The sequence below is a fragment of the Halopseudomonas sp. genome (assembly GCF_047631575.1).
In the GTDB taxonomy this organism is placed as follows: domain Bacteria; phylum Pseudomonadota; class Gammaproteobacteria; order Pseudomonadales; family Pseudomonadaceae; genus Halopseudomonas.
In genome coordinates this window covers 784,946-807,578 of the sequence record NZ_JBLIAB010000001.1, presented here as the reverse complement: position 1 = coordinate 807,578, position 22,633 = coordinate 784,946, and the positions used below count along the sequence as shown (strand labels likewise).

The 22,633-nt window shown below is 56.5% G+C and carries 21 protein-coding genes and 1 pseudogene; 14 read left to right on the top strand and 8 right to left on the bottom strand.

The window, feature by feature from the left end; translation table 11 throughout:
- Positions 1–135: 135 nt before the first annotated feature.
- Positions 136–927, bottom strand: a complete 792-nt coding sequence (locus ACJAXR_RS03765) for a 2-keto-4-pentenoate hydratase (RefSeq protein WP_415056886.1) — start codon at positions 925–927, stop codon at positions 136–138.
- Positions 920–1,831: a TauD/TfdA dioxygenase family protein gene (locus ACJAXR_RS03760; protein ID WP_415056885.1), complete on the bottom strand. Its 912-nt coding sequence runs from the start codon at positions 1,829–1,831 to the stop codon at positions 920–922. Before ACJAXR_RS03760 ends, ACJAXR_RS03765 begins: the two co-directional genes overlap by 8 nt.
- A gap of 73 nt (positions 1,832–1,904) precedes the next feature.
- Between ACJAXR_RS03760 and ACJAXR_RS03755 the strand changes: the two genes are divergently transcribed.
- The 7 genes and pseudogenes from ACJAXR_RS03755 to ilvA form a co-directional block, all read left to right on the top strand.
- Entirely contained in the window at positions 1,905–3,029 is a 1,125-nt protein-coding gene (locus ACJAXR_RS03755; RefSeq protein ID WP_415056884.1) for an AraC family transcriptional regulator, read from the top strand.
- Positions 3,022–3,711 carry an ABC transporter ATP-binding protein gene (locus ACJAXR_RS03750; RefSeq protein ID WP_415056883.1) on the top strand — a complete coding sequence of 230 codons (690 nt, stop codon included), beginning with the start codon at positions 3,022–3,024 and terminating at the stop codon, positions 3,709–3,711. The genes ACJAXR_RS03755 and ACJAXR_RS03750 overlap by 8 nt, the downstream gene beginning before the upstream one ends.
- 17 nt (positions 3,712–3,728) lie before the next feature.
- A complete protein-coding gene (locus ACJAXR_RS03745) occupies positions 3,729–6,182 on the top strand; it encodes an FtsX-like permease family protein (RefSeq protein WP_415056980.1) in 2,454 nt (817 codons plus the stop codon).
- A complete protein-coding gene (locus ACJAXR_RS03740) occupies positions 6,172–7,251 on the top strand; it encodes a lipocalin-like domain-containing protein (RefSeq protein WP_415056882.1) in 1,080 nt (359 codons plus the stop codon). The genes ACJAXR_RS03745 and ACJAXR_RS03740 overlap by 11 nt, the downstream gene beginning before the upstream one ends.
- A 26-nt stretch (positions 7,252–7,277) precedes the next feature.
- Positions 7,278–7,640, top strand: a complete 363-nt coding sequence (locus ACJAXR_RS03735; protein WP_415056881.1) for a DUF2237 family protein — start codon at positions 7,278–7,280, stop codon at positions 7,638–7,640.
- Positions 7,633–8,166, top strand: coding sequence for a CIA30 family protein (locus ACJAXR_RS03730; protein ID WP_415056880.1), 534 nt, complete (start codon positions 7,633–7,635; stop codon positions 8,164–8,166). Before ACJAXR_RS03735 ends, ACJAXR_RS03730 begins: the two co-directional genes overlap by 8 nt.
- 406 nt (positions 8,167–8,572) lie before the next feature.
- Positions 8,573–9,559 (top strand): annotated as a pseudogene (ilvA, locus tag ACJAXR_RS03725) (threonine ammonia-lyase, biosynthetic); the annotation flags it as partial.
- A 58-nt stretch (positions 9,560–9,617) separates the two neighbouring features.
- Here the strand turns inward: ilvA and trkA are convergent.
- The 4 genes from trkA to ACJAXR_RS03705 form a co-directional block, all read right to left on the bottom strand.
- Complete coding sequence (gene trkA, locus ACJAXR_RS03720; RefSeq protein WP_415056879.1) at positions 9,618–10,994, bottom strand: Trk system potassium transporter TrkA; 1,377 nt, start codon at positions 10,992–10,994, stop codon at positions 9,618–9,620.
- Between the two features lie 100 nt (positions 10,995–11,094).
- Complete coding sequence (locus ACJAXR_RS03715) at positions 11,095–11,781, bottom strand: response regulator (protein WP_415056878.1); 687 nt, start codon at positions 11,779–11,781, stop codon at positions 11,095–11,097.
- A complete protein-coding gene (locus tag ACJAXR_RS03710) occupies positions 11,778–13,223 on the bottom strand; it encodes an ATP-binding protein (protein ID WP_415056877.1) in 1,446 nt (481 codons plus the stop codon). The genes ACJAXR_RS03715 and ACJAXR_RS03710 overlap by 4 nt, the downstream gene beginning before the upstream one ends.
- Positions 13,224–13,231: 8 nt before the next feature.
- Complete coding sequence (locus ACJAXR_RS03705) at positions 13,232–14,680, bottom strand: TrkH family potassium uptake protein (RefSeq protein WP_415056876.1); 1,449 nt, start codon at positions 14,678–14,680, stop codon at positions 13,232–13,234.
- Positions 14,681–14,915: 235 nt separating this feature from the next.
- On the opposite strand from ACJAXR_RS03705, the gene ACJAXR_RS03700 reads away from it, so the two are divergent.
- Complete coding sequence (locus ACJAXR_RS03700) at positions 14,916–15,200, top strand: hypothetical protein (RefSeq protein WP_415056875.1); 285 nt, start codon at positions 14,916–14,918, stop codon at positions 15,198–15,200.
- 23 nt (positions 15,201–15,223) lie between these two features.
- On the opposite strand, the gene ACJAXR_RS03695 is transcribed toward ACJAXR_RS03700, so the two are convergent.
- Entirely contained in the window at positions 15,224–16,096 is an 873-nt protein-coding gene (locus ACJAXR_RS03695; protein WP_415056874.1) for a DMT family transporter, read from the bottom strand.
- Complete coding sequence (locus ACJAXR_RS03690) at positions 16,096–16,932, bottom strand: S1 RNA-binding domain-containing protein (RefSeq protein WP_415056873.1); 837 nt, start codon at positions 16,930–16,932, stop codon at positions 16,096–16,098. The genes ACJAXR_RS03695 and ACJAXR_RS03690 overlap by 1 nt, the downstream gene beginning before the upstream one ends.
- Positions 16,933–17,134: 202 nt before the next feature.
- Between ACJAXR_RS03690 and ACJAXR_RS03685 the strand changes: the two genes are divergently transcribed.
- The 6 genes from ACJAXR_RS03685 (at position 17,135) to ACJAXR_RS03660 (ending at position 22,620) form a co-directional block, all read left to right on the top strand.
- Positions 17,135–17,689, top strand: coding sequence for a sigma-70 family RNA polymerase sigma factor (locus tag ACJAXR_RS03685; protein WP_415056872.1), 555 nt, complete (start codon positions 17,135–17,137; stop codon positions 17,687–17,689).
- Positions 17,686–18,420 (top strand): anti-sigma factor domain-containing protein, encoded by a 735-nt coding sequence (locus ACJAXR_RS03680; protein WP_415056871.1) that lies wholly within the window; start codon positions 17,686–17,688, stop codon positions 18,418–18,420. Before ACJAXR_RS03685 ends, ACJAXR_RS03680 begins: the two co-directional genes overlap by 4 nt.
- Positions 18,421–18,618: 198 nt before the next feature.
- Positions 18,619–20,118, top strand: coding sequence for a DUF4331 domain-containing protein (locus tag ACJAXR_RS03675; RefSeq protein WP_415056870.1), 1,500 nt, complete (start codon positions 18,619–18,621; stop codon positions 20,116–20,118).
- Between the two features lie 12 nt (positions 20,119–20,130).
- Positions 20,131–20,403 (top strand): hypothetical protein, encoded by a 273-nt coding sequence (locus tag ACJAXR_RS03670; protein ID WP_415056869.1) that lies wholly within the window; start codon positions 20,131–20,133, stop codon positions 20,401–20,403.
- A complete protein-coding gene (locus ACJAXR_RS03665; protein ID WP_415056868.1) occupies positions 20,381–21,514 on the top strand; it encodes a tetratricopeptide repeat protein in 1,134 nt (377 codons plus the stop codon). The genes ACJAXR_RS03670 and ACJAXR_RS03665 overlap by 23 nt, the downstream gene beginning before the upstream one ends.
- The gene (locus ACJAXR_RS03660) at positions 21,511–22,620 is read left to right on the top strand and encodes a HupE/UreJ family protein (protein WP_415056867.1); all 1,110 of its coding nucleotides are present in this window, start codon (positions 21,511–21,513) and stop codon (positions 22,618–22,620) included. The genes ACJAXR_RS03665 and ACJAXR_RS03660 overlap by 4 nt, the downstream gene beginning before the upstream one ends.
- Positions 22,621–22,633 lie beyond the last annotated feature (13 nt).

Genomic DNA, 22,633 nt, shown 5'->3' with positions numbered 1-22,633 from the left:
CAGGGATGCCGCAAAATCAACAGGGAGCAGGGACAGTGCCTGGAGGTACCTCGGATTTAGGGATGATCAGGAATCATGTTCTGCAAAACCTCGCTTTGGCGGGGTTTTTTTGCCTGTTGGTTGCCTGCCGTCACCTCAATCGAAGCTGCATTCCAAGCTGCCCAGCTTGCCCAGATCTAGCGTTACACGATCACCCTTGGCAACCTCTTGCATGGGGCCCAGTGAACCGGACAGGATAACGTCGCCTGCCTGAACGGGTGTGCCTCGCTCGGCCATTTCGCGAGCCAACCACAGACAGGCTTTGAGAGGGCTGCCCATGCACTGGCTGGCATCGCCCGTGACGACTTCCTGGCCATTGCGAGACAGTGTCATTGTCACCGCAGTGAAGTCCAGGTCGCGTATATCCATCTGAGCGTTTCCCAGTACGTACAAGCCCGACGATAGGTTATCTGCGACGGCGTCAAACAGGCTGCGGGGCCAGCCGGCAAAAGCCGAGTCACAGACTTCCAGCGCCGGTACCACCTTGTCGATACTCGCCATCAACGTGTCCTCATCAACTTGGGGATCATTGACAGCTGCGCTGAAGATAAAGGCAACCTCACCTTCAACCCGGGGAGAAATCAACTGCTCAGTCGGAATGCTGGCGCCGTCCAGATAGCCCCACTTTTCTACAAGCTTGCCGAATAAAGGCCTGTCCAGCGCCATTCTTGCTTGTGCCTTCGGGTCCGTCAGACCGAGTTTGTAGCCCACTACTTTCTGACCGGCTTGGTTGAAGCGTTTGATCAGCTCGTCCTGAACGGTGTAGGCCTGCTCCAGCATATTGACTTCATACTTGCCCGCGACCGGCTCGCAGGGTTCCCTGTTGCGGCGCGCGGTAAATAGCTCTTGAGCTGCGCTGCGGGGATCAAATATCTTCTCTTCATTCATTCAGCATGCCTCGCTTGGGCTTCTCGCCCTGGACCGTTGTTCGGTACATTTCCCGGCGCTGGCCGAAGTAATCCGACACAGGCTGATGCCAGACACAACGGTTATCCCAGATGGCTAGTGTGCCTGGTGTCCAGCGCATGCGGCAGGTGAACGCTGGCGCGCTGGCTACACTGAAAAGATAATCCAGCAAAGGTCGCGCTTCTTCGGGCTTCATACCGTCGATACCCAAAGTATAGGCAGGGTTGGCAAATAGCACATTGCGGCCCGTTTCCGGATGGCGGGCAATCAACGGATGGCTGCGTACATCATGGTCGACATTTTCACCATAAATGATCTGCATGCTTTCCAGGCCAGCGTTGTGTTTGGCGTTGGGGCCGTAACCAAACTCCGGGCTATTTATGCCATTCAGATCGAGCAATATCTTGCGTAGAGTGGGCGAAAGCCATTCACAGGCTAGGTACATATTATTGAATAAGGTATCGCCGCCCACCTCTGGAACATCGTGACCATAGAGTAGCGTGAACGCGGGTGGGCGTTCCTGGAACGACCAGTCCGAATGCCAGGCGCCGCCGAAAACGAAGGGCGTACCCTCACTGGCTTCTTTGACTACATGGACCACGTGCGGATGGTCAGCCATGGGTTTGACATAGGGCTCCACGCCGAACGCACCAAAGCGTTGCGATACCGCTTCAAGCTGGGTAACGGTCAGTGACTGATCGCGGATGAAAAGCACCTGATGATCCAGCAAGGCCTGTCTTAAATCCGTCTGGCCCTCATCAGAAAGGGTGTTCAGGTCAATATCATGGATATCGGCACCCAGCCCGCCCCCTACCGGTGCGGTACGAAAATGCGGGCTTGTGCGCGCCTGGTTGTTGCGCGCAGTGGTGTAGAAGAACTCGGGCATGGCGGTTACCTCTTGTTATAGGTTTATACCCCTTGAGCATGCCTGAGCTTCTATACTGACTCCATGATAAATCGTGCCATGGCATGATATTTACTGCCAACTAGGCGAGGAGTCGGTATTGGACTGGCGTCAGCGACGAGACAATACCAATCTGCGTTATTTGCTCGAAGTGGCGGCAGATCATGGTGTCGATTCGGCTACCTGCCTGGCCAACACCGGTCTCCAGGATGCGTCCGAGCACTTAGAAGCGATCGCCAGTGTAGAGCTGTGGCAGGAGTTGGCGGTTATCCGTAATTTGGTGGTGCAACATCCTTCGCCGGGTATCGGTTTGCAATTGGGTCGGTATTATCATCTGACCAGCCTTGGCCTGCTGGGATATGCAATGCTGGCCAGCAGAACGCTCAGGGATGCGATTGACGTCACCAGCCAGTTCAGACCCCTGTCTCTGTCCATCTGCCCGGTTAAGTTACAGCCCCATGCCGACGGTCTGTGGATGATCCTCGATGAAAGTGTATTGCCTGAAGACGCCCGCTGCCTGGTGGTTGAGCGCGGTCTGACTGCCTGGCAATGTCTGTTCTCCGAGCTTTTGCAACGCCCCTTCGTGCCGCTGAAGGTGGATTTGTGCGTGCCAGGGACGGGTGCCCCGGGCCTATACTCAGCGCATTTCGCCTGTGCTGTGGATACCGGGGCCAGCCGCAATAGCATGCTCATTGCGGTAGCCGATCTGGACACCCCCTTGCCGCTCGCCAATGCGATGACCCAGCGCACCTGTGCAAGTCTCTGTCAGCACCTGTGCGACAGTCTTGATGACATCCAGGCGCCCCTGGCGCACCAAGTGATGCAACTGCTTATGGGGCGCTCCGGGCAGATTAATCCGGCGCGCGAGGTGGCTGCCTATTTGGGATTGTCCGAACGTACTCTGCACCGACGTTTGGCGGAAGAGGGCTATCCCTATCGACGGCTGGATGAGCGGGTCCGGCGTAATCTGGCCGAGCGTCTGCTGCGTGACAGCGCCCTGGGGCTCGACAGTATCGCCAGGCAATTGGGCTATGCCGAGGCGGCCAGCTTTTCCCGTGCTTTCAAGCGCTGGACAGGCTTGCCGCCGGACCACTGGCGCGCGCAGCGTCATGCAGAACCTTTGGAGCCATTGATTAATGCGCTGGTTCACGCCGGCTCAGGAGACATGCAACGTGCTTGATATACAGAATCTTAAGAAGGCCTATACGGGCCCGCAGGGGCAGATTCCAGTGCTCGATGGCGTCAGTTTGCGGCTAGAAGCCGGCCACAGTCTCGCGTTGATGGGCGAGTCGGGGAGCGGTAAGAGCACACTGCTACACTTGGTGGCCGGCCTGGATCAGGCTGACAGTGGAGAGATTCACGTTGCGGGCCAATCGATTGCCGGGCTGGGTGAATCTGCCCGTGCGGCCTTTCGGCGTAGTGAAGTAGCGGTGATTTTTCAGCAATTCAATCTGATTCCTTCTCTTCGAGTCGCGGACAATCTGGCGTTTCAAGCGCGCCTCGCCGGGCGTGTGGATGACGTCTGGCTCGACCGGCTGGCGCAACAACTGGGGCTCAGTGAGTTGTTGCAGCGTTACCCGGAACAGCTATCAGGTGGCCAGCAACAGCGAGTTGCCGTCGGGCGCGCATTGGCCTTGAGACCGCCGTTGATTCTGGCAGATGAGCCAACCGGCAACCTGGACGAAAGCAGTGCCGATGAGGTGATGACGTTGTTGCTCGATCTGGTGCAGCAGGCCGGAGCAAGCTTGCTGATGGTCACTCACAGCGCTCGTCTGGCTGCGCGTCTGGACCGCCAGGTGGTACTCAAATCCGGGCTCGTTCATGGCTATATTGATGGGATTATAGATGGGAGCGACGTGTGATACGCCATTGCGGATGGGTGTTGCATACGCTGCTTAGCCACTGGCGCCGACATCCACTCCAGGCAGCCTGCCTGCTGGTCGGATTGTGGTTGGCTACCGGCCTCTGGACCGGCGTTCAGGCTCTCAACAGTCAGGCGCGGGACAGCTATGACCGTGCCGCCGATCTGTTTTCCGGCGGTGCACAGACCGTGTTGCTCGCCCCTGGAGGACAGCCATTCGTGCAAGCCCATTTTGTTACGCTCAGGCGCGCAGGCTGGCCAGTATCGCCCATGCTACGGGGTACCGTGATGCTGGCTGGTACCCATGAGGGACGGCGCCTACAATTAACGGGTATCGAGCCCCTGACCCTGCCCGTCGGAGGCGGCGTAGAGTCTGAGATAGCTGATCAGGATAGTTTGCGCGCCTTCATGTTGGCGCCTGGTGTCACCTGGATAGCGCAGGATACTCTGGCAGAATTTGGCCTCGAGTCGGGTGCTACTCCAACCCTTGTCGGCGGCGCGCAATTACCGCCGCTGCAGGTGGTGCAAGGCTTGCCGCCGGGCATGCTGCTGGTGGATATAAGCCATGCGCAGCAGTTACTGGATCAGCCTGACATGCTCACCCAGCTTCTTGTCGAACCGGCTTTCGCCGCGCATCTGCCGGCCGTGCCGGCCAATGTGCCGCTGGTATGGGAAGAGCGGGGTGAAGCTGATCTGGTGCGTCTGACTGACAGTTTTCACCTCAACCTGACGGCGCTCGGTTTGCTAGCCTTCGTGGTCGGCCTGTTTATCGTCCACGCCGCCGCGGGCTTGGCCATGGAGCAGCGTCGTGGCTTGATGCAGACGCTGCGCGCTTGTGGCGTCAGCCTGAAAACATTGCTTGGGGTCCTGCTGTTGGAGCTGCTGGTCCTGGCGTTGATTGGCGGCAGTCTGGGTGTGCTCAGCGGTTTTGCGCTGGCCGCCCTGCTCATTGGTGATGTTGCGGCCAGCCTGCGTGGGCTCTATGGCGCTCAAGTTGGGGCCCAGCTGGCACTGGATGCCAGCTGGTGGCTGACGGGGATGGGCATGAGTCTGTTTGGCACTCTTATTGCTGGCGGTAGCAGCGTGCTGGCGGCCATGCGTTTGCCAGTGCTGGACTGGTCCCGGCCACAGGCCTGGCGCGAAGCGCAGGGTCGTTTAATCAGATTACAGACGTCGCTTGGCTTGTTGCTGCTAGCGCTGGCAGGGGCGATGGTGGTCTGGGGCGATTCTCTACTCAGCGGTTTCGGGTTACTCGCCTCTCTGTTGCTGGGTGCGGCGTTGTTACTGCCCCTGTGTCTGCAAACGTTACTGGGTTTTGCCCAGATGCGCCCCGCTGGTCCGGTACGGCAATGGTTCTGGGCTGACAGTCAGCAGCAGGTCTCGGGTCTTGGCATCGCATTGATGGCTCTGCTGCTGGCGCTGTCGGCTAATATTGGCGTCGGTAGCATGACCGAGGGTTTTCGCCAGACCTTTACCGGCTGGCTGGATCAACGTCTGGCGGCAGACATTTACGTGCGTCCACAGGATGATGCGCAGGCCGTCGCCATCGAGCGGTGGCTCGAACAGCGTTCTGAAGTCATCGCGCAACTACCCAGTTGGCAGCTGGATACGCGTGTCGGTGGCTGGCCCTCACAATTGAGTGGCGTTGTTGAACACCCGCTTTATGCGCAAACATGGCCTCTACTCGAATCAACCAGCGATCCCTGGCCAGCACTCGCCGCGGGAGAAGGTGCGCTGGTCAGCGAGCAACTCGCCTTTCGCTTGAATCTGGCATTGGGCGACACGCTGGAACTGGATACCCCCAATGGGCTCTGGTCGCTTGAAATACTGGGGCGTTATGCTGATTACGGTAATCCTAAGGGACAAATACTGGTCTCAGCAGCAGGCCTGCAGCACCGCTGGCCTGACCAGCCGGTGAGTAGCATCGGTATTCTGGCTAGCGCGCAAAGTGTTCCGCAGCTTGCCTCAGCGCTGCGTGATACGTTCGATCTGGGTGATAGCCGAGTGATTGACCAAGCGGCCCTCAAGGCCTATTCACAAAATATATTCGAGCAGACCTTTGCTGCCACTGCAGCGCTTAATACGCTGACGCTTGGCGTTGCGGCGGTGGCCTTGTTTACCAGTTTGCTCGGTTTGGCAGACAGTCGGCTGAGCCAGCTCGCACCGCTCTGGGCCATGGGTCTTCGGCCCGGCCAACTGGCGGCGCTGAGCCTGGCACAGATGTTGATGCTGGCTGCCCTTACCTGTGCATTGGCGATCCCTCTAGGCCTGGTTCTGGCCTGGTGTCTGGTTGAGGTAGTTAACGTGCAGGCATTTGGTTGGCGTCTACCCTGGCACTGGTTCCCGGGCCAGTGGCTGACTCTGGTGTTGCTCGCGTTACTTGCGGTGTTGCTGGCGAGCATCGGTCCTGCCTGGCGCATTATGCGAACTGGCCCGACCCGCTTGCTCAGGAGCTTTACCCATGACGTCTAGGTGGATTGCCGCGCTTGCTATAGCCGCTTTAGTTGGTTGCGACCGCACCGAGCCAGCGGCGCCTGCCGGATTTGCCGGCCTCGGCAGTGAAGCGCAGGGCTTCAGTGTTGTTAGGCGAGGCGAGTCTTTGGACTTTCCTGAAGATTTCGGAGCACATCCCGATTACCGTATTGAATGGTGGTATGTCACCGCCAACCTCACCGATGAAAGCGGTGAACAGTGGGGGGCGCAATGGACTCTTTTCCGACAGGCCATGGCGCCACAAAGTAGTGCCGAGGCTGAGAATGGTTGGCAGAGCGCCCAGGTATGGCTGGGTCACGCGGCGCTGACCCGTGCAGACGGTCATCACTACGCCGATCGTCTTGCGCGCGGGGGTATCGGTCAGGCTGGCGTTCACACACAGCCATTTCAGGCCTGGATAGATGACTGGTCGCTGACTGGCGAGGCCGATTCGCAACTCAGTCCGCTGCAGGTCAGTGCAACAGGAGAGCGTTTCAGCTACGACTTGAACTTGCAGGCGACCGCTCCGTTGATCCTGCATGGCGAGCGTGGCTTCAGCCAAAAGTCCGATCGTGGACAGGCTTCCTGGTACTTCAGCCAGCCGTTTTTTCAGGTTGATGGAGAGATCCAATGGCAGGGTGAGACGCGGCGGGTCACCGGTAAGGCCTGGCTGGATAGAGAATGGAGTAGCCAGCCGTTGGCGGCGGAGCAACAGGGTTGGGACTGGTTTTCCCTGCACCTTCAGGACGGCAGCAAGCTGATGCTGTTTCGTCTGCGCAGCGATGATGACAGCCATTTCTATTCGGGTACCTGGATTACTCCCTCCGGTGTTGCTGAGCCGCTGGAGCAGTCGGCGATCGTCATGACGCCTTTAGAAGAGACGGAGGTCGCTAACCGCAACGTGCCTATTCGGTGGCGGCTGAAGATCGCGCATAAAGGTTTCGATGTCACAGCTCAGGCGCTTAACCCGGCCAGTTGGATGGGTACCGGGATCCCTTATTGGGAAGGGCCTGTGAATGTCGCGGGCAGTCATACGGGCGTCGGTTATCTTGAAATGACTGGCTACTGAAACAACAAGCAACAGAGGAGCATGTTATGGCGACTACAGCCAAGAATGTATTAGGTACACCGCTGGAGCCATGTTGTGGGCAGAGCCGAGTGGGCTTTTATCGCGATGGTTTTTGCCATACCGGCGATGCGGACAGGGGGCGGCATGTTGTGTGCGCCGCAGTCACTGACGCTTTCCTGCAATACAGTCTGGAACGGGGAAATGATCTGATCACGCCAAGGCCCGAATGGGACTTTCCCGGGCTCAAAGCGGGAGATAGATGGTGTTTATGCGCCGGTCGCTGGAAGGAGGCGCATGAAGCGGGTGTAGCGCCGCCCGTGCTGCTCGATGCCTGCCACGAAAAAGCAACCGAGATTGTCAGTCTGGAGGTGCTTCAAGCGTATGAATGAATACCTCGAAATCCAGGGCCCCTCGGTCCGAGCGGAGCAACTGGTTGATGTCTATCGGGCCAGTGAGGACGTGGCATCGCCCTGGGCCGCGATCAGTGATGAGGTCATGGGCGGTGTGTCCACTGCCGCTCTGCGCCAATCCGAGCGAAACAGCTCTCCTTGCACCTGTTTGACTGGGCGTACCAGCCTGGAGAACAACGGTGGTTTTGTGCAGATGAAGCTGGATATTGAGCCAAGTTGGTCGGGTGCTGATTACAAGGGCCTATTTATTGAGCTATGTGGTGCAGCCCATGAATATAACCTGCACGTGAAAACCGCTCAGCTGGAGAAACCCTGGCAGTCCTTTCGCTGCGCACTGCAGGTGAGGTCGCAATGGACCCGGTTTATAGTGTCCTATGAGCAGCTGCATGCGCACCGAACGAGCGCCGAGCTGGAGCCTGCAGGGATCAAGAGTGTTGCCGTGGTCGCCATTGGGGCTGCATTCGATGTAGACGTTTGCGTACGGCGCTTTGGCTTCTTTCGCTAATCCGGTGGAGCACTGCAGCGGTTACAGCACGTCCTGATTTTCGCAAATCAGTTCCACGCGGATGGTGTCAGTGGAGTAATCGCCGCCAATAGGCAGCCGATGACGGCGGCGTGCGGCGTGGACTCCGCGAGCAAAGTTTCCTTGACGTTTAGCACCCACACGCCTAGATTCAGTCTATGAAAAAATTCAATGTGTTGATCAGCCGAATGATTATTACCGCCATTCCACCCTTGGCGGGCTGACTCACGTCGCTCTAAATAACCCGCCCCTCGAGGCGGGTTTTTTGTTTTTGTCTCCGGGGTCACAGATCGATTCAGGAGACATTATGTTGTTTTCCTCATTTCAGCAGAGTCCCGTTCGGGCCTGCTCTCCTTCTGATCCGGATGGGGAGGGTGACAGTCCCGAACTGCGTCAGCAACTGCTGCGCGATACGGTGACGCAGATTTTATCTGCTCCGGTTTATGACGTTGCAATCGAAACGCCCTTGCAGCCGGCGGCGCGTTTATCCGCAAGCCTGGCAAACCAGGTACTGCTCAAGCGTGAGGACCTGCAACCGGTATTCTCGTTCAAGATCCGCGGTGCTTATACCAAGGTGTCGGGCTTGAGCCTTGAAGCTCGGGCGCGGGGCGTGATAACAGCCTCGGCCGGGAACCATGCGCAAGGTCTGGCATTGGCTGCGCAGAAGCTGGGGATCGTTGCGGTGATCGTCATGCCCGTCACGACACCCGCAATCAAGGTGCACGGTGTGCGGTCGCGGGGTGCACAGGTGCTCTTGCACGGTGATGCCTTTTCTGAGGCGCTGGCTTTTGCCCTGGTACTGGCTGAGGCGCGTGGTTTGAGCTTTGTGCCGCCCTATGACGACCCGGCGGTGATTGCCGGTCAGGGTACGGTCGCTGTTGAAATACTGCGGCAACACAGCGGGCAATTGGATGCGATATTTGTGCCTGTAGGCGGTGGCGGGCTGATTGCCGGTGTGGCGGCCTATATAAAGTATCTACGTCCGGCCATTCGGGTAATTGGCGTCGAGCCTGAGGATTCCAACTGCTTGCAGGTCGCGCTGGCGGCGGGGGAGCGAGTGGTGTTACCCAAGGTGGGAACTTTTGCCGACGGCGTAGCAGTCGCCCAGGTGGGGGCACACAACTTTGCCCTGTGTCGGCACTGGGTGGATGAGGTGATCACCGTCACCACCGATGAAACGTGCGCCGCGCTGCGGGATATTTTCAATGATACACGCTCGATCACCGAGCCTTCAGGAGCTTTGGCCGTTGCTGGACTGAAGAAGTACGTGACCCGCCTGCAGTGTCGAGATCAGGTGCTGGTGGCTATCAATTCGGGAGCGAATATCAACTTTGATAGCCTCGGCTACGTTATCGAACGGGCTGGTTTACACGAGTTAGTCGAATAATTAACCAGAATTGGGGGTGCGGCAGAGCGGGCCCAAGGAGAGGTGATCAGACAAAGCCGAATCCGAGCTGAAACAGCTTTTCTACGGATCGAACTGCTTTCTTGTCAGCAACGAACAGGATCACGTGGTCTCCGTCAGTAATCACCGTATCGTGATGGGCCATGATGACCTCTTCACCTCTAACCAGGGCACCCACCGTGGCGCCGGCCGGTAATGGTAGCTCGTCCACCCGCCGGCCGACAACACGCGAACTGTCCATGTCGCCATGGGCTATTGCCTCCAACGCTTCTGCGGCACCGCGTCTGAGCGAATGCACCGCGACAACGTCCCCTCGTCGCACATGGGTGAGCAAGGCGCTTATTGTCGATTGTTGTGGCGACAGCGCAATATCAATCAAGCCCCCTTGCACCAGGTCAACGTAGGCGGGGTTATTGATCAGGGTAATCACGGTGCGGGCGCCCAGTTTCTTGGCCAGCATGGACGCCATCACGTTGGCTTCGTCATCATTGGTCAGTGCAAGAAATACATCGGTAGCTTCTATATTCTCCTCGATAAGAAGCTCACGGTTAGAGGCGCTGCCGTGCAGGATAGTGGCAGTAAGCAATTGCTGAGATAGCTGCTCGCAGCGTGTCAGATTCTGCTCAATAATTTTCACCTGGTACTTTCTTTCTATGCTCAATGCCAACCGCGCGCCAATGTTGCCGCCACCGGCGATGATGATCCGTTTGTATGGACGATCCAGACGTCGGAGTTCGGCCATGACCAGACGAATGTTGGACCGGGCCGCAATGAAAAAAACCTCGTCTTCCGCTTCGATCACCGTATCGCCGTGCGGCATGATCGGCTGTTCCTTGCGGAAAATAGCAGCGACACGCATGTCGATGCCGGGCAGATGTTCGCGCAAGGCGGCAATGCGCTGGCCTACCAGGGCACCGCCGTAGCGTGCCTTGACGGCTACCAGTTGCACCTTGCCGTCGGCAAAATCCAGTACCTGCAACGCACCGGGATACTGCAATAAACGCTTTATGCCCCGGGTGACGAGTGACTCGGGACTGATCAGTACGTCGACCGGTATTGCTTCTCGACTGAAAAGCGCTCCATCGCGGGTGAGGTAGTCGGGCTCGCGCACACGGGCTATGCGGGTAGGTATATTAAAAAGACTGTAGGCTACCTGGCAGGCGATCATGTTGATCTCGTCGCTATTGGTAACTGCAACCAGCATATCCGCGTCCTCTGCTCCGGCCTTGGCCAGCACTTGAGGGTGTGATCCCGATCCATTCAGCGTGCGCACATCGAGACGATCTTGCAGCTCGCGCAAACGGCTGCTACTGGTGTCGACGATGGTGATGTCGTTTTCTTCACCGGCCAGATGTTCTGCCAGTGTTCCGCCAACCTGACCTCCGCCGAGAATAATGATACGCATGCGCTAATCTCCATGGCTGCTACATGCGCTTATTGTTGGCCGCAAGGCTGTAAACAAACCATGTCAGTGTTGGTTGGGTGTCGTAAATTTTGCGTATACGTCAGTCTGGCTGGCCGATAAATCGGTAGCCAACACCCGATTCGGTTTCGATATAGCGTGGGGCCGTCGGGTCGTCCCCCAGTTTGCTGCGTAAGCGTCCAATAAAGATTCGCAAATAGTGGGTGTCATGGGTGTGGTGTGGGCCCCAGATATCTTTCAATAATTGTTGCTGGGTAACAATACGGCCGGGGTGCGCAATAAGGCTGCGCAGCAACTCGAATTCCTTCTTGGACAAATGTAGATCTTCCGCACCCAGGCGGACACGACGGCCAAGCAAATCCACCCGCAGAAAACCATCGTCATAGCCGGTTGGCGGAACCGTGACGTCACCGAAAGTGCGTAGCACAGAGCGGATGCGCGCGAGCAGCTCGTTAGCGCCAAAAGGCTTCTCTACATAATCATTGGCACCGTTGTCCAGCGCCATGACCTTATCCTTCTCGCCGTTGCGCACGGAGAGCACTATTACAGGCCCCTTATAGAACTCGCGTAAACCCTGCAATAGCACTTGGCCGTCCATGTCAGGCAGTCCCAGATCCATGATGACCAGATCGGGCTGGTGCAGCGCCGTCTGCTGCAGACCCTGTCGAGCGTCTTCAGCCTCGAGTAACTGATAACCCTGTGAACCTAGGCAAATGGTCAGAAAGCGCCGTATTTGCGGCTCGTCGTCAATGATGAGCACGTTTGTCATAGCTCGGTCTCCCGGCCTGCCAAGGACGGTGGCAAGGGAAGACTGATTCGCACACAGGCACCTTCGTCGGATGCGCTGTCCTCTACTGAGGTTCGACCTCCGTGGGCGACGATGATGCTGCGGCAGATGGCCAGACCCAGGCCGGTGCCTGCAGCGTATTGATCGCCGTGGCTGAAGGTGTGGAACATATCGAATACCTGCTCGCGTTTTTCTGGAGTAATACCCGGACCGCTGTCGCGTACGTCGAGATGCAGCCAATCCTCTTCCTGTAGAGCCGCGATCCCGATGCGGCCGTTGGCGGGCGAAAATCGGACGGCGTTTTCCAGTACGTTGAACAGCGCTTGCTCGATCAAAGCAGGGTGGACATGGAGCAAGGGAAGATCCGCCGGCATGTCGATTTTCAGTTCGATATCCTTGAGCAACGCACGACTGCGGCGAATGACTACGCTGATGACGTCATCCAGTCCTATCCAGTCGCGATCCAAGGTCAGCTCGCCGTGCCCCAGGCGCGTCATGTCCAACAGCTTTTGAATGTAACGGTCAAGGCGCCGCGCTTCACTCAAGGTATTATCCAACAATTCCGCGCGTTGAGCGGGATCCAGGGAGTCAGAAAGATCAATCAGACTCGACACCGAGCCAATCATGGTCGACAGCGGCGTGCGCAGATCATGGGAGACGGATGACAGGAGTGCGGAGCGAAGCTGTTCACGCTCCTTGCCAAGAGTCTCCTGCTTCAGCGACTCGTCCAATTGAATTCGGCCCCAGGCCAGACTTGCCAGACTGACCAGAGCATCAAGGCGCTCGCGGTGCCAGAGACTGACGGGCTCAGTGGCCGAAAGTCTGATTGCGTCTACGGGCTCTCCTTTGGAACTTCGCAGTACCACTGTGACGCCGCCCGGGTCCTCGTGCCACGTCACGGTTCTGGGCGCCTCATAGGGTGACACGGGTCCTGGATCGACGCTGCGGGCATACCAGTCCAATGTCTCAGCCAGTTGCGCGGAGAAAGCTTGTATCAGTGTAGGGCCATCGACACACACCGAGAGCGCCCGGGCACATGCCATTTGTTGTTCGTTCCAGCGCTTGCTGTCACGCAGGGCGGTTACCTGTTCGCTCAGGTGCCCGGCCAGGTGCCCGGTGATCAGTGCAACCATCGCCAGCAGACCACCGGTGAGCACATCTTCATGATGCAGCATGCGCAATGAGAAACGCGGTTCAGTGAGGAAGAAGTTATAGGCTATGAAGCTGAGCAGGGCGCATGCCAACGCGGGCCAGACACGGGTGTTGACTGCCGTCACCAACACTGCAGCCAAATAAATCAGTGCAAGGTTGGCAGCAGGCATAACGCTTGCCAGCACCAACGCCAGCGCTGTGGCAACCAATGGTGTCAGCCAAGGTAGGGTGACGCAAAGTACGTCTTTGCGGGTCAGTCTGTGCAATGTCATTTTTCCGCTCAGCCGCGCCAGAACATGGGAGAGAACAGCACCATCATGGTCATCAGTTCCAGACGACCCAACAGCATCGCAAAGGATAGCAGCCATTTTGCAGCGTCAGGCAGCGAAGAAAAATTACCCGCTGGCCCGACGATGTTACCAAGGCCGGGACCCACATTGGTCAGCGCTGTTGCTGTCGCGGTGAGGCTGGTAACCAGATCGAGTCCCATCATCGCCAACACAAGGGTAAATCCAGCCAGGCACAGGAAGAACAGAAAAGAGAATGCGATCGCGGATAAAATAATGTCATCCCCGACCGGCTTACCCGCGTACTGGGTAACGAATATGCCATTGGGATGGATCAGTTTGCGAACCTGGCTGCGCAGAAACAGGTAACTGAGTTGAAATCTAAAAATTTTCATTCCACCGCTGGTTGATCCAGAGCAGCCACCTATAAAGGTTACGATAAAGAAGAGCGCGACGCTGAACGGCCCCCACAGCGTGTAGTCGGCGGAAGCGAAGCCCGTGGTGGTGATCACCGAGACCAGGTTGAAGGTCGCTTGGGTCGCCGCCTGAAACGGTGTTTGCGAGCCCTGGATGATCAGATACAGCGTCAACAGTAAAGAGATCGCGGCGACGATACCTAGAAGACCTATAACCTGCTGGTTGTTTAGCGCGGCAAGTCGGGGTCGGCGGGCAAAGCCGATGATCATGGTGAAAGGCATGGCGCCGAGCAGCATGAATACCACCGCGATCCACAGAACAGCACTACTGAAACGGCCCATGGAGCGGTCGTCTGTGGCAAAGCCACCGGTCGAGACAGTCGCCATGGCATGATTTATCGCATCAAATGCGCTCATGTCAGCGAGCCAGTAGCTGAGGGTACAGGCAGCGGTGATGGTCAGATAGGTTATCAGCAGGGCCCTCGCCAGGGTCTGGATGCGAGGCATCGACTTGTCCGACCAGTCTGAGGACTCGGTATGGAATAGCCGCATGCCACCGACGCGTAGAAACGGCAGAATTGACACGGCCATACCAATCACTCCCAGCCCGCCCAGCCATTGGAGAATTGAGCGCCATAGCAACAGGCTGGCAGGTAGTTTCTCGATACCAACGAAAATCGTCGAGCCGGTTGTGGTGATCCCTGATACGGCCTCGAACCAGGCATCACTGAAGGATATGTGATGGTGGCTAAAGAATAACGGTAGGGCGCCAGCCAAAGACATCATCAACCAACTGGCGCTGGTCAGCAAATACAGCTGCCGTGATACCAGGTGAAAATGCGCTCTGCGACAGGATGCGACCATCGCAAAACCCAGCGCTGCAGTGACCCCTGCACTGGTCAGAAAAACAGGCATTTCCGGATCATTCAATACGCCTGCGAACGCGCTGACGCAGAGCATCAGCATGGCCATGATCAGGATCAGGATGCCACAAACATATATTATAGGGCGTATAAACTTGAACATGCGTCTGGCTCCGTAATCTTGGATTTAGACTAGGGCTGGCGGGCATAAACAAACCAGTGGCAAAGGGCAGGGTCTTCGTAAATAAAACGTAAACGCCGCTTACTCGCTCAGGCAAGAAGGGGAGTGGAAGCGGTGTACGGGTGTCGAAATATCAGCCGGACGAAGCCAAGCTCTTTCACGCTCAGTATGTCTTCGACCGTATCCGCGAGCTCGGATAAAGCCCGCATGAACTTTGATGAAAGGGATATTGATTACGGTTATGTATTTCAAGCTCGGTGGGCACCTTACATGCGGTCGCGAAGGTAAAACCCTGAAGACCAGTACTGATTCGGGCAAGGTGATATGCCGCAACTGTCGGCATACCGATGCCTATGTCGAGGCGCGACAAGCGAAGAAGGGGGCTGGAACAACCCTAGCGCAGCCTAGTGGAAACTGGCGCGATAGCTGGGGTGTTAGACTTTTGAGTATGCCGGGGCCGCAGCATCTGCTGCGGGAGTTCAACAGCCAGCAATTTGTCTGAATCAGGCATGGGTCATTGCCGCATTAAGCGCGGGATTTCAAATTCCGCGCTTTCAAGACTAGGGTCAGTCCGCCGAGCACGGCCGCAGCGGCGATCAGCACTCGCGGCGTGAGAGGTTCGCTGAATAACAGCATGCCTGCGGCTGCGGCCAGAATCGGCACAGACAGTTGAATCGATGCGGCCTGTATTGAGCCCAGCCCCCTCAATGCGCTGTACCATATTGCATAGCCGAGACCTGAAGTAACTGCTCCAGACAATACGGCAAGCAGCGCGCCAGTCGTATCCCAGTGAACCTGATCAAGAAAGGGCAGTGCTGCGAACAACACCAGGGGGATGGAGCGCAGGAAGTTGTCTGCTGTCGATGCCAGTGGATCACTGGTGCTTCTGCCCAGCAGCGAATAAGCACCCCAGGCCAGGCCCGACAACAACATCACCAATGAGCTTATCAAGGGTGGAGCACTGCTGCCTGGCAGGAGTAGCGCAACTACGCCGACCATGGCCAGAATCAGTCCAGCGCTAGCAGCCGCCCCCAGTCGTTCGCCACGCAGCAAGCCGAACAAAAGCATGCTCAGCTGCACCGCACCAAACAACAGCAGAGCGCCCACACCAGTATCGAGTTGCATATAAGCAAAAGAGAACGCCGCAGCGTATACCGTCAGTGCCAGGGCGCCGGCCCAATTGCCCGCTTTGGCTCGACTGCGTTTGCGCCGTGCCAGCAATGCCCAGAGCAGCAATGCACCGCTGATAATACGCAAAACAGTAAAGCTGGCGGCGTCGATCTGGGTTTCCGCCAATGCCAGGCGGCAGAGTACTGAGTTGCCGGCAAACGCAAGCATGGCCAGGCTGGCCAGCAGGGCGGTGGATAATGGCAGTGGCCGCCCTGCTACTTCTGGCATCAGGCCAGCTCGATACGATCAGCGTGGATAACGATGCGCCCTTGCTTGAACAGCCCGCCAATGGCTTTCTTGAAATTGCCCTTGCTGACGCCGAATTGGCGACTGATCACTTCCGGCGGGCTCTTGTCGCTCACGGACAGCGATCCGCCGTTGGCTTCGAGTTTGTCCAGTATCTGTTGCTGCAATGTATCCGCCGCCTCTGCGCCGACCGGCTGCAGGCTCAAGCTGATCTTTCCGTCGGGGCGTACTTCACGAATGTATCCTTGTTCACGCATGCCGCCGCGCAAAAACTTGAATGCTTCGTTCTTGTGGACCAGGCCCCAGTGCTCGCCGTTGATAATGGCCTTGAAACCCAGATCGGTGGTGCCCACAATCAACAGGTTGACAGCCTGACCGGTGGTATATCGCGCAGGAGTCTGGTCCAGATGGCGATCAAGATGCGCCGTCGCAGTTATGCGCCGCGTATGTTTGTCGAGGTACAAGTAGACGACAACATAGTCCCCTTCCTTGAGTGGACGCTTTTCTTCTGAATGTGGCAGTAACACGTCCTTGGGCAGACCCCAATCGAGAAAAAGACCGATCTTGTTGATTTCGGCTACCTTCAGACTGGCAAACTCGCCGACCTGCGCCTTGGGCGTTTCGGTGGTGGCAATCAGTCGGTCTTCGCTATCCAAATAAACGAACACGTTCAGCCAGTCCTCCTCTGCCGTTGCCTGGTCCTTGGGGATGTAGCGGTTGGGCAACAGAATTTCACCCTCCGCGCCACCATCCAGGTAGAGCCCGAAGCCGACGTGACTGACTATTTGCAAACGGTTGTAGCGCCCGATCAAGGCCATGATGCGATCTCTCGATAAATAGGAGTAGTGTAACAGCCTCACGAGTTGGGACGTGCCGTTGAATCCGGTGTTCTGGTATCCCTGTGGAAAGATCGGGAAACAACTAGCGCCTCACCCGAGTAGCCTGCGTCTGTGATTGCTGCTAGCTTTCAGCACAATAGATAAGTCATGATGAGCCATCAGATCAAGGAGGGGCAGCAGTGTGTCAACCGACGAAATACAAGACCTAGCCGGTTTAGACCGGCTGCTGCTGGCAACCGGGCGGCACGATCAACAGGCATTCGAGCAACTGTACCGACTGACCAGTGGTAAGCTTTTTGGTATATGCAAACGCATGCTTGTGCAGCTCAGTGACGCTGAAGATGTCCTGCAGGAGGTGTATCTCACTGTCTGGAGCAAGGCTGCCCAGTTTGACGTCCAACGGGGTAATCCGATTACCTGGCTGTCGGCTATAGCGCGTAACAAGTGCCTTGATCGATTACGCTTGAGCGGAATCGATCGCCATACGGACCCGGTCGATCTAGACCATTTGCCTGAACCTGAGTCGCGCGATCCGGTCGAGGCCGCCAGCGACCAGAAGCTTCTCGATAACTGTCTCTCGAATTTGCGCAACCAGCATCGTACCGTCATTCGGACAGCCTTCTTTGACGGTAGTACCTATGACGATCTGGCAACCCGCACGGGTGTCCCCATTGGCACCATGAAGAGCTGGATACGACGTGGCTTGATAAGCCTCAAGGCGTGCCTGGAAAAATGAATACAATCCTAGTAAACAGCGAAGAAGATGATCTGCGGTTAGCAGAATACGCACTGGGTGTGTTGGATGCCGATGAGCGTAAACGGGTTGAAGCCCAGGTTGCGACTGATGCTGAATCAGCACAGAGATTAGTCGAGTGGCATGCACATCTTTCGCCAATGCTGGCGGAGATTGCTGAGGATGCACCTCCAGAATATGTCTGGGCACGCATCCGCGACAGCCTGGGTCACACAGCACCAAGCGCAACCGATGCCAAATCCAAACTCACGAGCGGAATTTGGGACAGTCTGTCGCTGTGGCGCTGGTTTTCCGTTGGCGGACTTGCCACGACCATGATCCTGGCAGTGTTGCTTGTGGTGATGCAGCCAGTAGCCGTCGACCTCCAACCCACGGACGGCATGCTAAGTACTGCGCTGCAACTGGAGAGCGGTCAGACTGTATATACGGCTACCCTCGATGCGAGCCGACGTAACCTTGTGGTTGTGCCAGCCTCCGAGATTCAACTCGAAGGCAGACAAGCCCAACTGTGGCTGATTGCAGGTGATCGTCCTCCGCAGTCGCTTGGTTTGCTGCCAGCGGACAAAGCGGTGCGTCTGGAGGTGCCGGAGGAGCTTAGATTGCTCGCCGATGCCAACAGTGTATTTGCTATCTCACTTGAGCCCCCAGGCGGCTCACCCACCGGGCTGCCCACTGGGCCGGTGGTTGCGCAAGGTTTGCTGGCAGACATCTGATGTTGCTGTACGGACTTGAGTCGGGATGTACATAACGTGCGTCCTGGCTTTTTCTGATCCCGCACTCTCTTCTGTTTTCTGCTAGATATTGGATCTAAATTTTTTTTGCAAAAAATAGGCACTCTGCTGCATCTATTTTCTTCTTTGTTCCGTAACTACTTACGGGTAACAACAAAACGAACAGAGAAGGAATTACATATGGACAGGTTTTATACACGATCCGTGCTGGCAAAATCATTGTTGGCAACTGCTGTAATAGGCGCCAGCCTTGGCTCAGCAATCAGTTTTGCCTCCAGCCACCGTGAAGCACCGTTCATTACCGAAGTACCCAAGGTCGACGGTACCGATTTTTACATGTTTCGCAGTTACGAGCCTGGCCGCGAAGACACTGTGACCATGATTGCCAACTACCTGCCGTTGCAGGACGCCTACGGCGGGCCGAATTATTTTGATCTGGATGGCAATGCCATTTATGAAATCCACATCGATAACTCGGGTAATGCTGAAGAAGACATTACGTTTCGCTTCAAGATGACCGACGTGAAACAGGATCTTCAACTCGAAATTGGCGATGCAGGCAGTATTGAAAAAGTGTCTGTCCCATTGAAAAATATCGGTCCAATCGGACCTTTAGCAGGTGACACCGAAGCGGTTCAGGTGAGGCAGACTTATGAGCTGACGGTTATTCGTGGCGATCGTCGGACCGGCACTGCCGAGTCAGTTATGAATGCATTCAATCAAACCGCAACCTTCAACAAGCCCCTCGATAATATCGGTAATAAGTCGATCAACGACTATGCAGCCTACGCTGACGACCACATTTACAGTGCGATTATTCCTGGTTGTATAGGTGATGCTCGGGTTTTTGTTGGTCAGCGCCAAGAGGCCTTTGCTGTCAACCTGGGCGAGATATTTGACTTGGTCAATACCAATCCACTGGGTCCTCGAAATGCAGAAACGAACGACCTCGCCGATAAAAACGTAACGTCGTTGGCACTTGAAGTGCCTACTTCATGTTTGACTGGCACGGCAGAGACCAGCAACGGTCAGAAAGTCATAGGTGGCTGGACCACCGCCAGTCTGCGTCAAGCGCGCGTGCTTAATCCTCAGCCAATGGCCAATGGCAAGGGCGCCAGCATTCAGGGCGGTGCATACACTCAGGTATCCCGTTTAGGCATGCCGTTGGTAAACGAAGTGGTCATCGGGCTCAAGGATAAGGACGCATTCAATTCAAGCGAACCCAAGGATGACGGTCAGTTTGTGACCTACGTGACTCACCCCGCCCTTCCGGAGCTGCTGGAAATTCTCTTTCCCGGCGCTGCTGTCGCCCCCAATTTGTTCCCGCGTACTGATCTAGTAACGGCTTTTCTTACCGGTGTACCTACATTGAACCGAGCTGAGGGCGTGAAGGGTTCGGAAATGCTGCGGCTGAACCCCGAGGTCGATGCAACCCCGTCCGGTTTGCAGAATGATCTGGGTGTACTTGAAGGAGACATTGCAGGCTTCCCTAATGGTCGTCGGCCAATTGATGACGTAGTCGATGTATCCCTGCGCGTTGCAATGGGTGCGTTGATCGAAGATCAGAATGTGGCTCCGAACAACCAAGCTGAGTTTACCGACGGCGTTCGGGTAGACCCGGCCAACTTACAGGCATCTTTCCCGTATCTGAATACGCCGCTGCCCGGCTCGCCTAACTAAGGATCGACTGACATGAGCATGATAAAGACACTATGTATCTCAAGTCTGGCTGGCTTGCTCCTTACCGGTTGCCTGAGTAGTGGCGGCGGTGGGGGTAGCAGTTCTATCGATCAGGGCGGTGACGATGGTGGGGCAGGCGGATCGACGTCGTTCACCACGCTGGTAAAGAGCATGTTTGCTGCCACCAGTAACACGACTGAGCCTGTGGCCATCAATGGGTTGAATATTACCTTTGATGATCAGGAAAACGAGGACGCTTTCAGTGACCTCCTCAGTCAGCCATAAAGGAGGCCCGGGCTTATGCCCGGGCTTGCCCTTCAGTTTATTGATGGTGCTGCTTTTCCCGTTTGCGGTAGCAGCGGCACCCATGGGCCCCTCGGTTAGCATTCCCGCTGCCGATGCGGTCATTCTGCAGATGGAGGTGAGTGGGCAAGCAGCGCCGGCTCAGGAAGTCATGTCTGCGGAGGATCTGGTGAACCAGGTCCGAATCCATATCGAACATTCCCGGGCAACCGGTAGCCCGAGGCCGCTGGGTTTAGCCCAAGGGCTTTTAGAGCGTCTGCCCCAAGCGCAGTGGACGGGCGACGTATATCTTATGCGAGCCACTGTGCTTCAGCGGCTACACCGATTTGATGAAGCTGAAGCCGACTTGAACAGAGTTTTGCAGCAGCAGCCTAATAACGCTCAGGCCTGGCTTACGCGCTATAGCATTGCCTTGGTGCGTGATGATCTGGAGACCGCCGATCGCGCCTGTCAATATCTGAGACAGTACCGGCCGGGTCTTTTGGCAGAAAGCTGTACACAGGAAGTGGCCAGTTATGCAGAGCAGCCAGAGCAGGCTGTCAGCAAGTTGAATCGGGCCCTGGAAACCGCCAGCGGCGCGCATCCAGTTGAGCGCGATTATGCGCTGGTCACCCTGGCCGTTATGGCGTCACGGCTGCATTTGCCCGAAGCAGGGACATACTGGCAGCAAAGCCTGCTGCAGGATCCGGATGATCTGTATCGGCGAGCGCGCTATGCCGACTGGCTTCTGGATCAGCGTGACCCAGAGACAGTCGTAAGGATCACTCAGGGCTACGAGCCTATAGACACCCTGGCGGTATTACGCGCAATTGCCCTTAAACGAACGGGTCATCCTGACGCAAATGTGTTGTCGGAGGATCTGGAGCAGCGTTTTGCCGAGGCACGCTGGCGTGGCGAGTTTCTTCACCAGTGGGAGTATGCACGGTTCATGCTGGATGTGAAGAATGAGCCTGATGCTGCTTTTATGGCCGCCCGCGAGAATTGGAAAACACAGCGAGCTGCGCCAGATCGTGAGTTGTTGATCCGCGCTGCCGCAGCGGCCGGGCAACCCTCAGGCTTGAACGTTTCGAGTGATGACGAAGACATGCTATGAGTAAAATATTGATTGCCGTTTTGTTCAGTTTGCTGTTTGCCGGCGGTGCTCAGGCCCACAAGGCCAGTGACAGCTTTCTTTACTGGGATGACACCCATGAAGACGCACCAGGTCGACTCGATATCGCGCTGGTGGACCTTGCCCGGGTTATTGCCCTTGATGGTGATAATGATGGGCAACTGCTCTGGAGCGAACTCGTTAGCCAGCGGGACAGCATCATCGGCTATCTGGCCTCCCGCGTGCAAATCATGTCGGGTGATCTGGCGTGCACGACAAGCTGGCGCTTGGCCGGACTAAGCCGGCACAGCGACGGCAATTATCTGGTCGTAGAGTTCAGGCCCGATTGCTTTGATCCAGCCAGGGCTCCATCGGATTTGAGTTACAACCTATTTTTCGATGAGGATCCGATGCATCGCGCGCTGGTCATGACCCGTACAGAGGGGGGTGATCGGTTGACTGTTTTGGGTCCAGATCAGCAAAATCTGGCTTTTATGGGTACACCCAGTCTTTGGCAAACTGCTGGAGAGTTTATCTGGGAGGGTATGGTGCATCTATGGATCGGCTACGACCACATGCTGTTTTTGCTGGCGTTGCTGCTTCCTGCTGCGGTGCGCCGCGAGCGCGGGCAATGGGTTGTTGAGAATGATCCGACTAAGGCGCTAAAGGACGTTGCGCTGATCGTTACTGCATTTACCGCGGCTCATTCTGCAACGCTGGTCATTGCCACTTTGGGCGTTGTGAGGTTGCCCATCGAGTGGGTGGAAACCTTTATTGCTTTATCGATTGTTGCCGTGGCCATTAATATTATCTGGCCTTTTCTGGGTACGCGAAGATACCTTGTTGGATTCGGCTTTGGGCTGATCCACGGTTTTGGTTTCGCCAGTGTGCTCTCGGACTTTTTGGTCGGAACCTCCTCACTTCTGGTTGCACTAGCGAGCTTCAATCTTGGTGTTGAATTAGCCCAACTGGCCGTTGTAGTAGGCGTTGTGCCGGTCATCTTTTTGCTGCGCAACCAATGGGTATACCAACAAGTAATATTGCCGGTCGGAGTAGTGGCCATCATAGCGACGGGCTCGTTCTGGGTTTGGGAACGAGTGCCGCTATAAATCAGGACTTCAT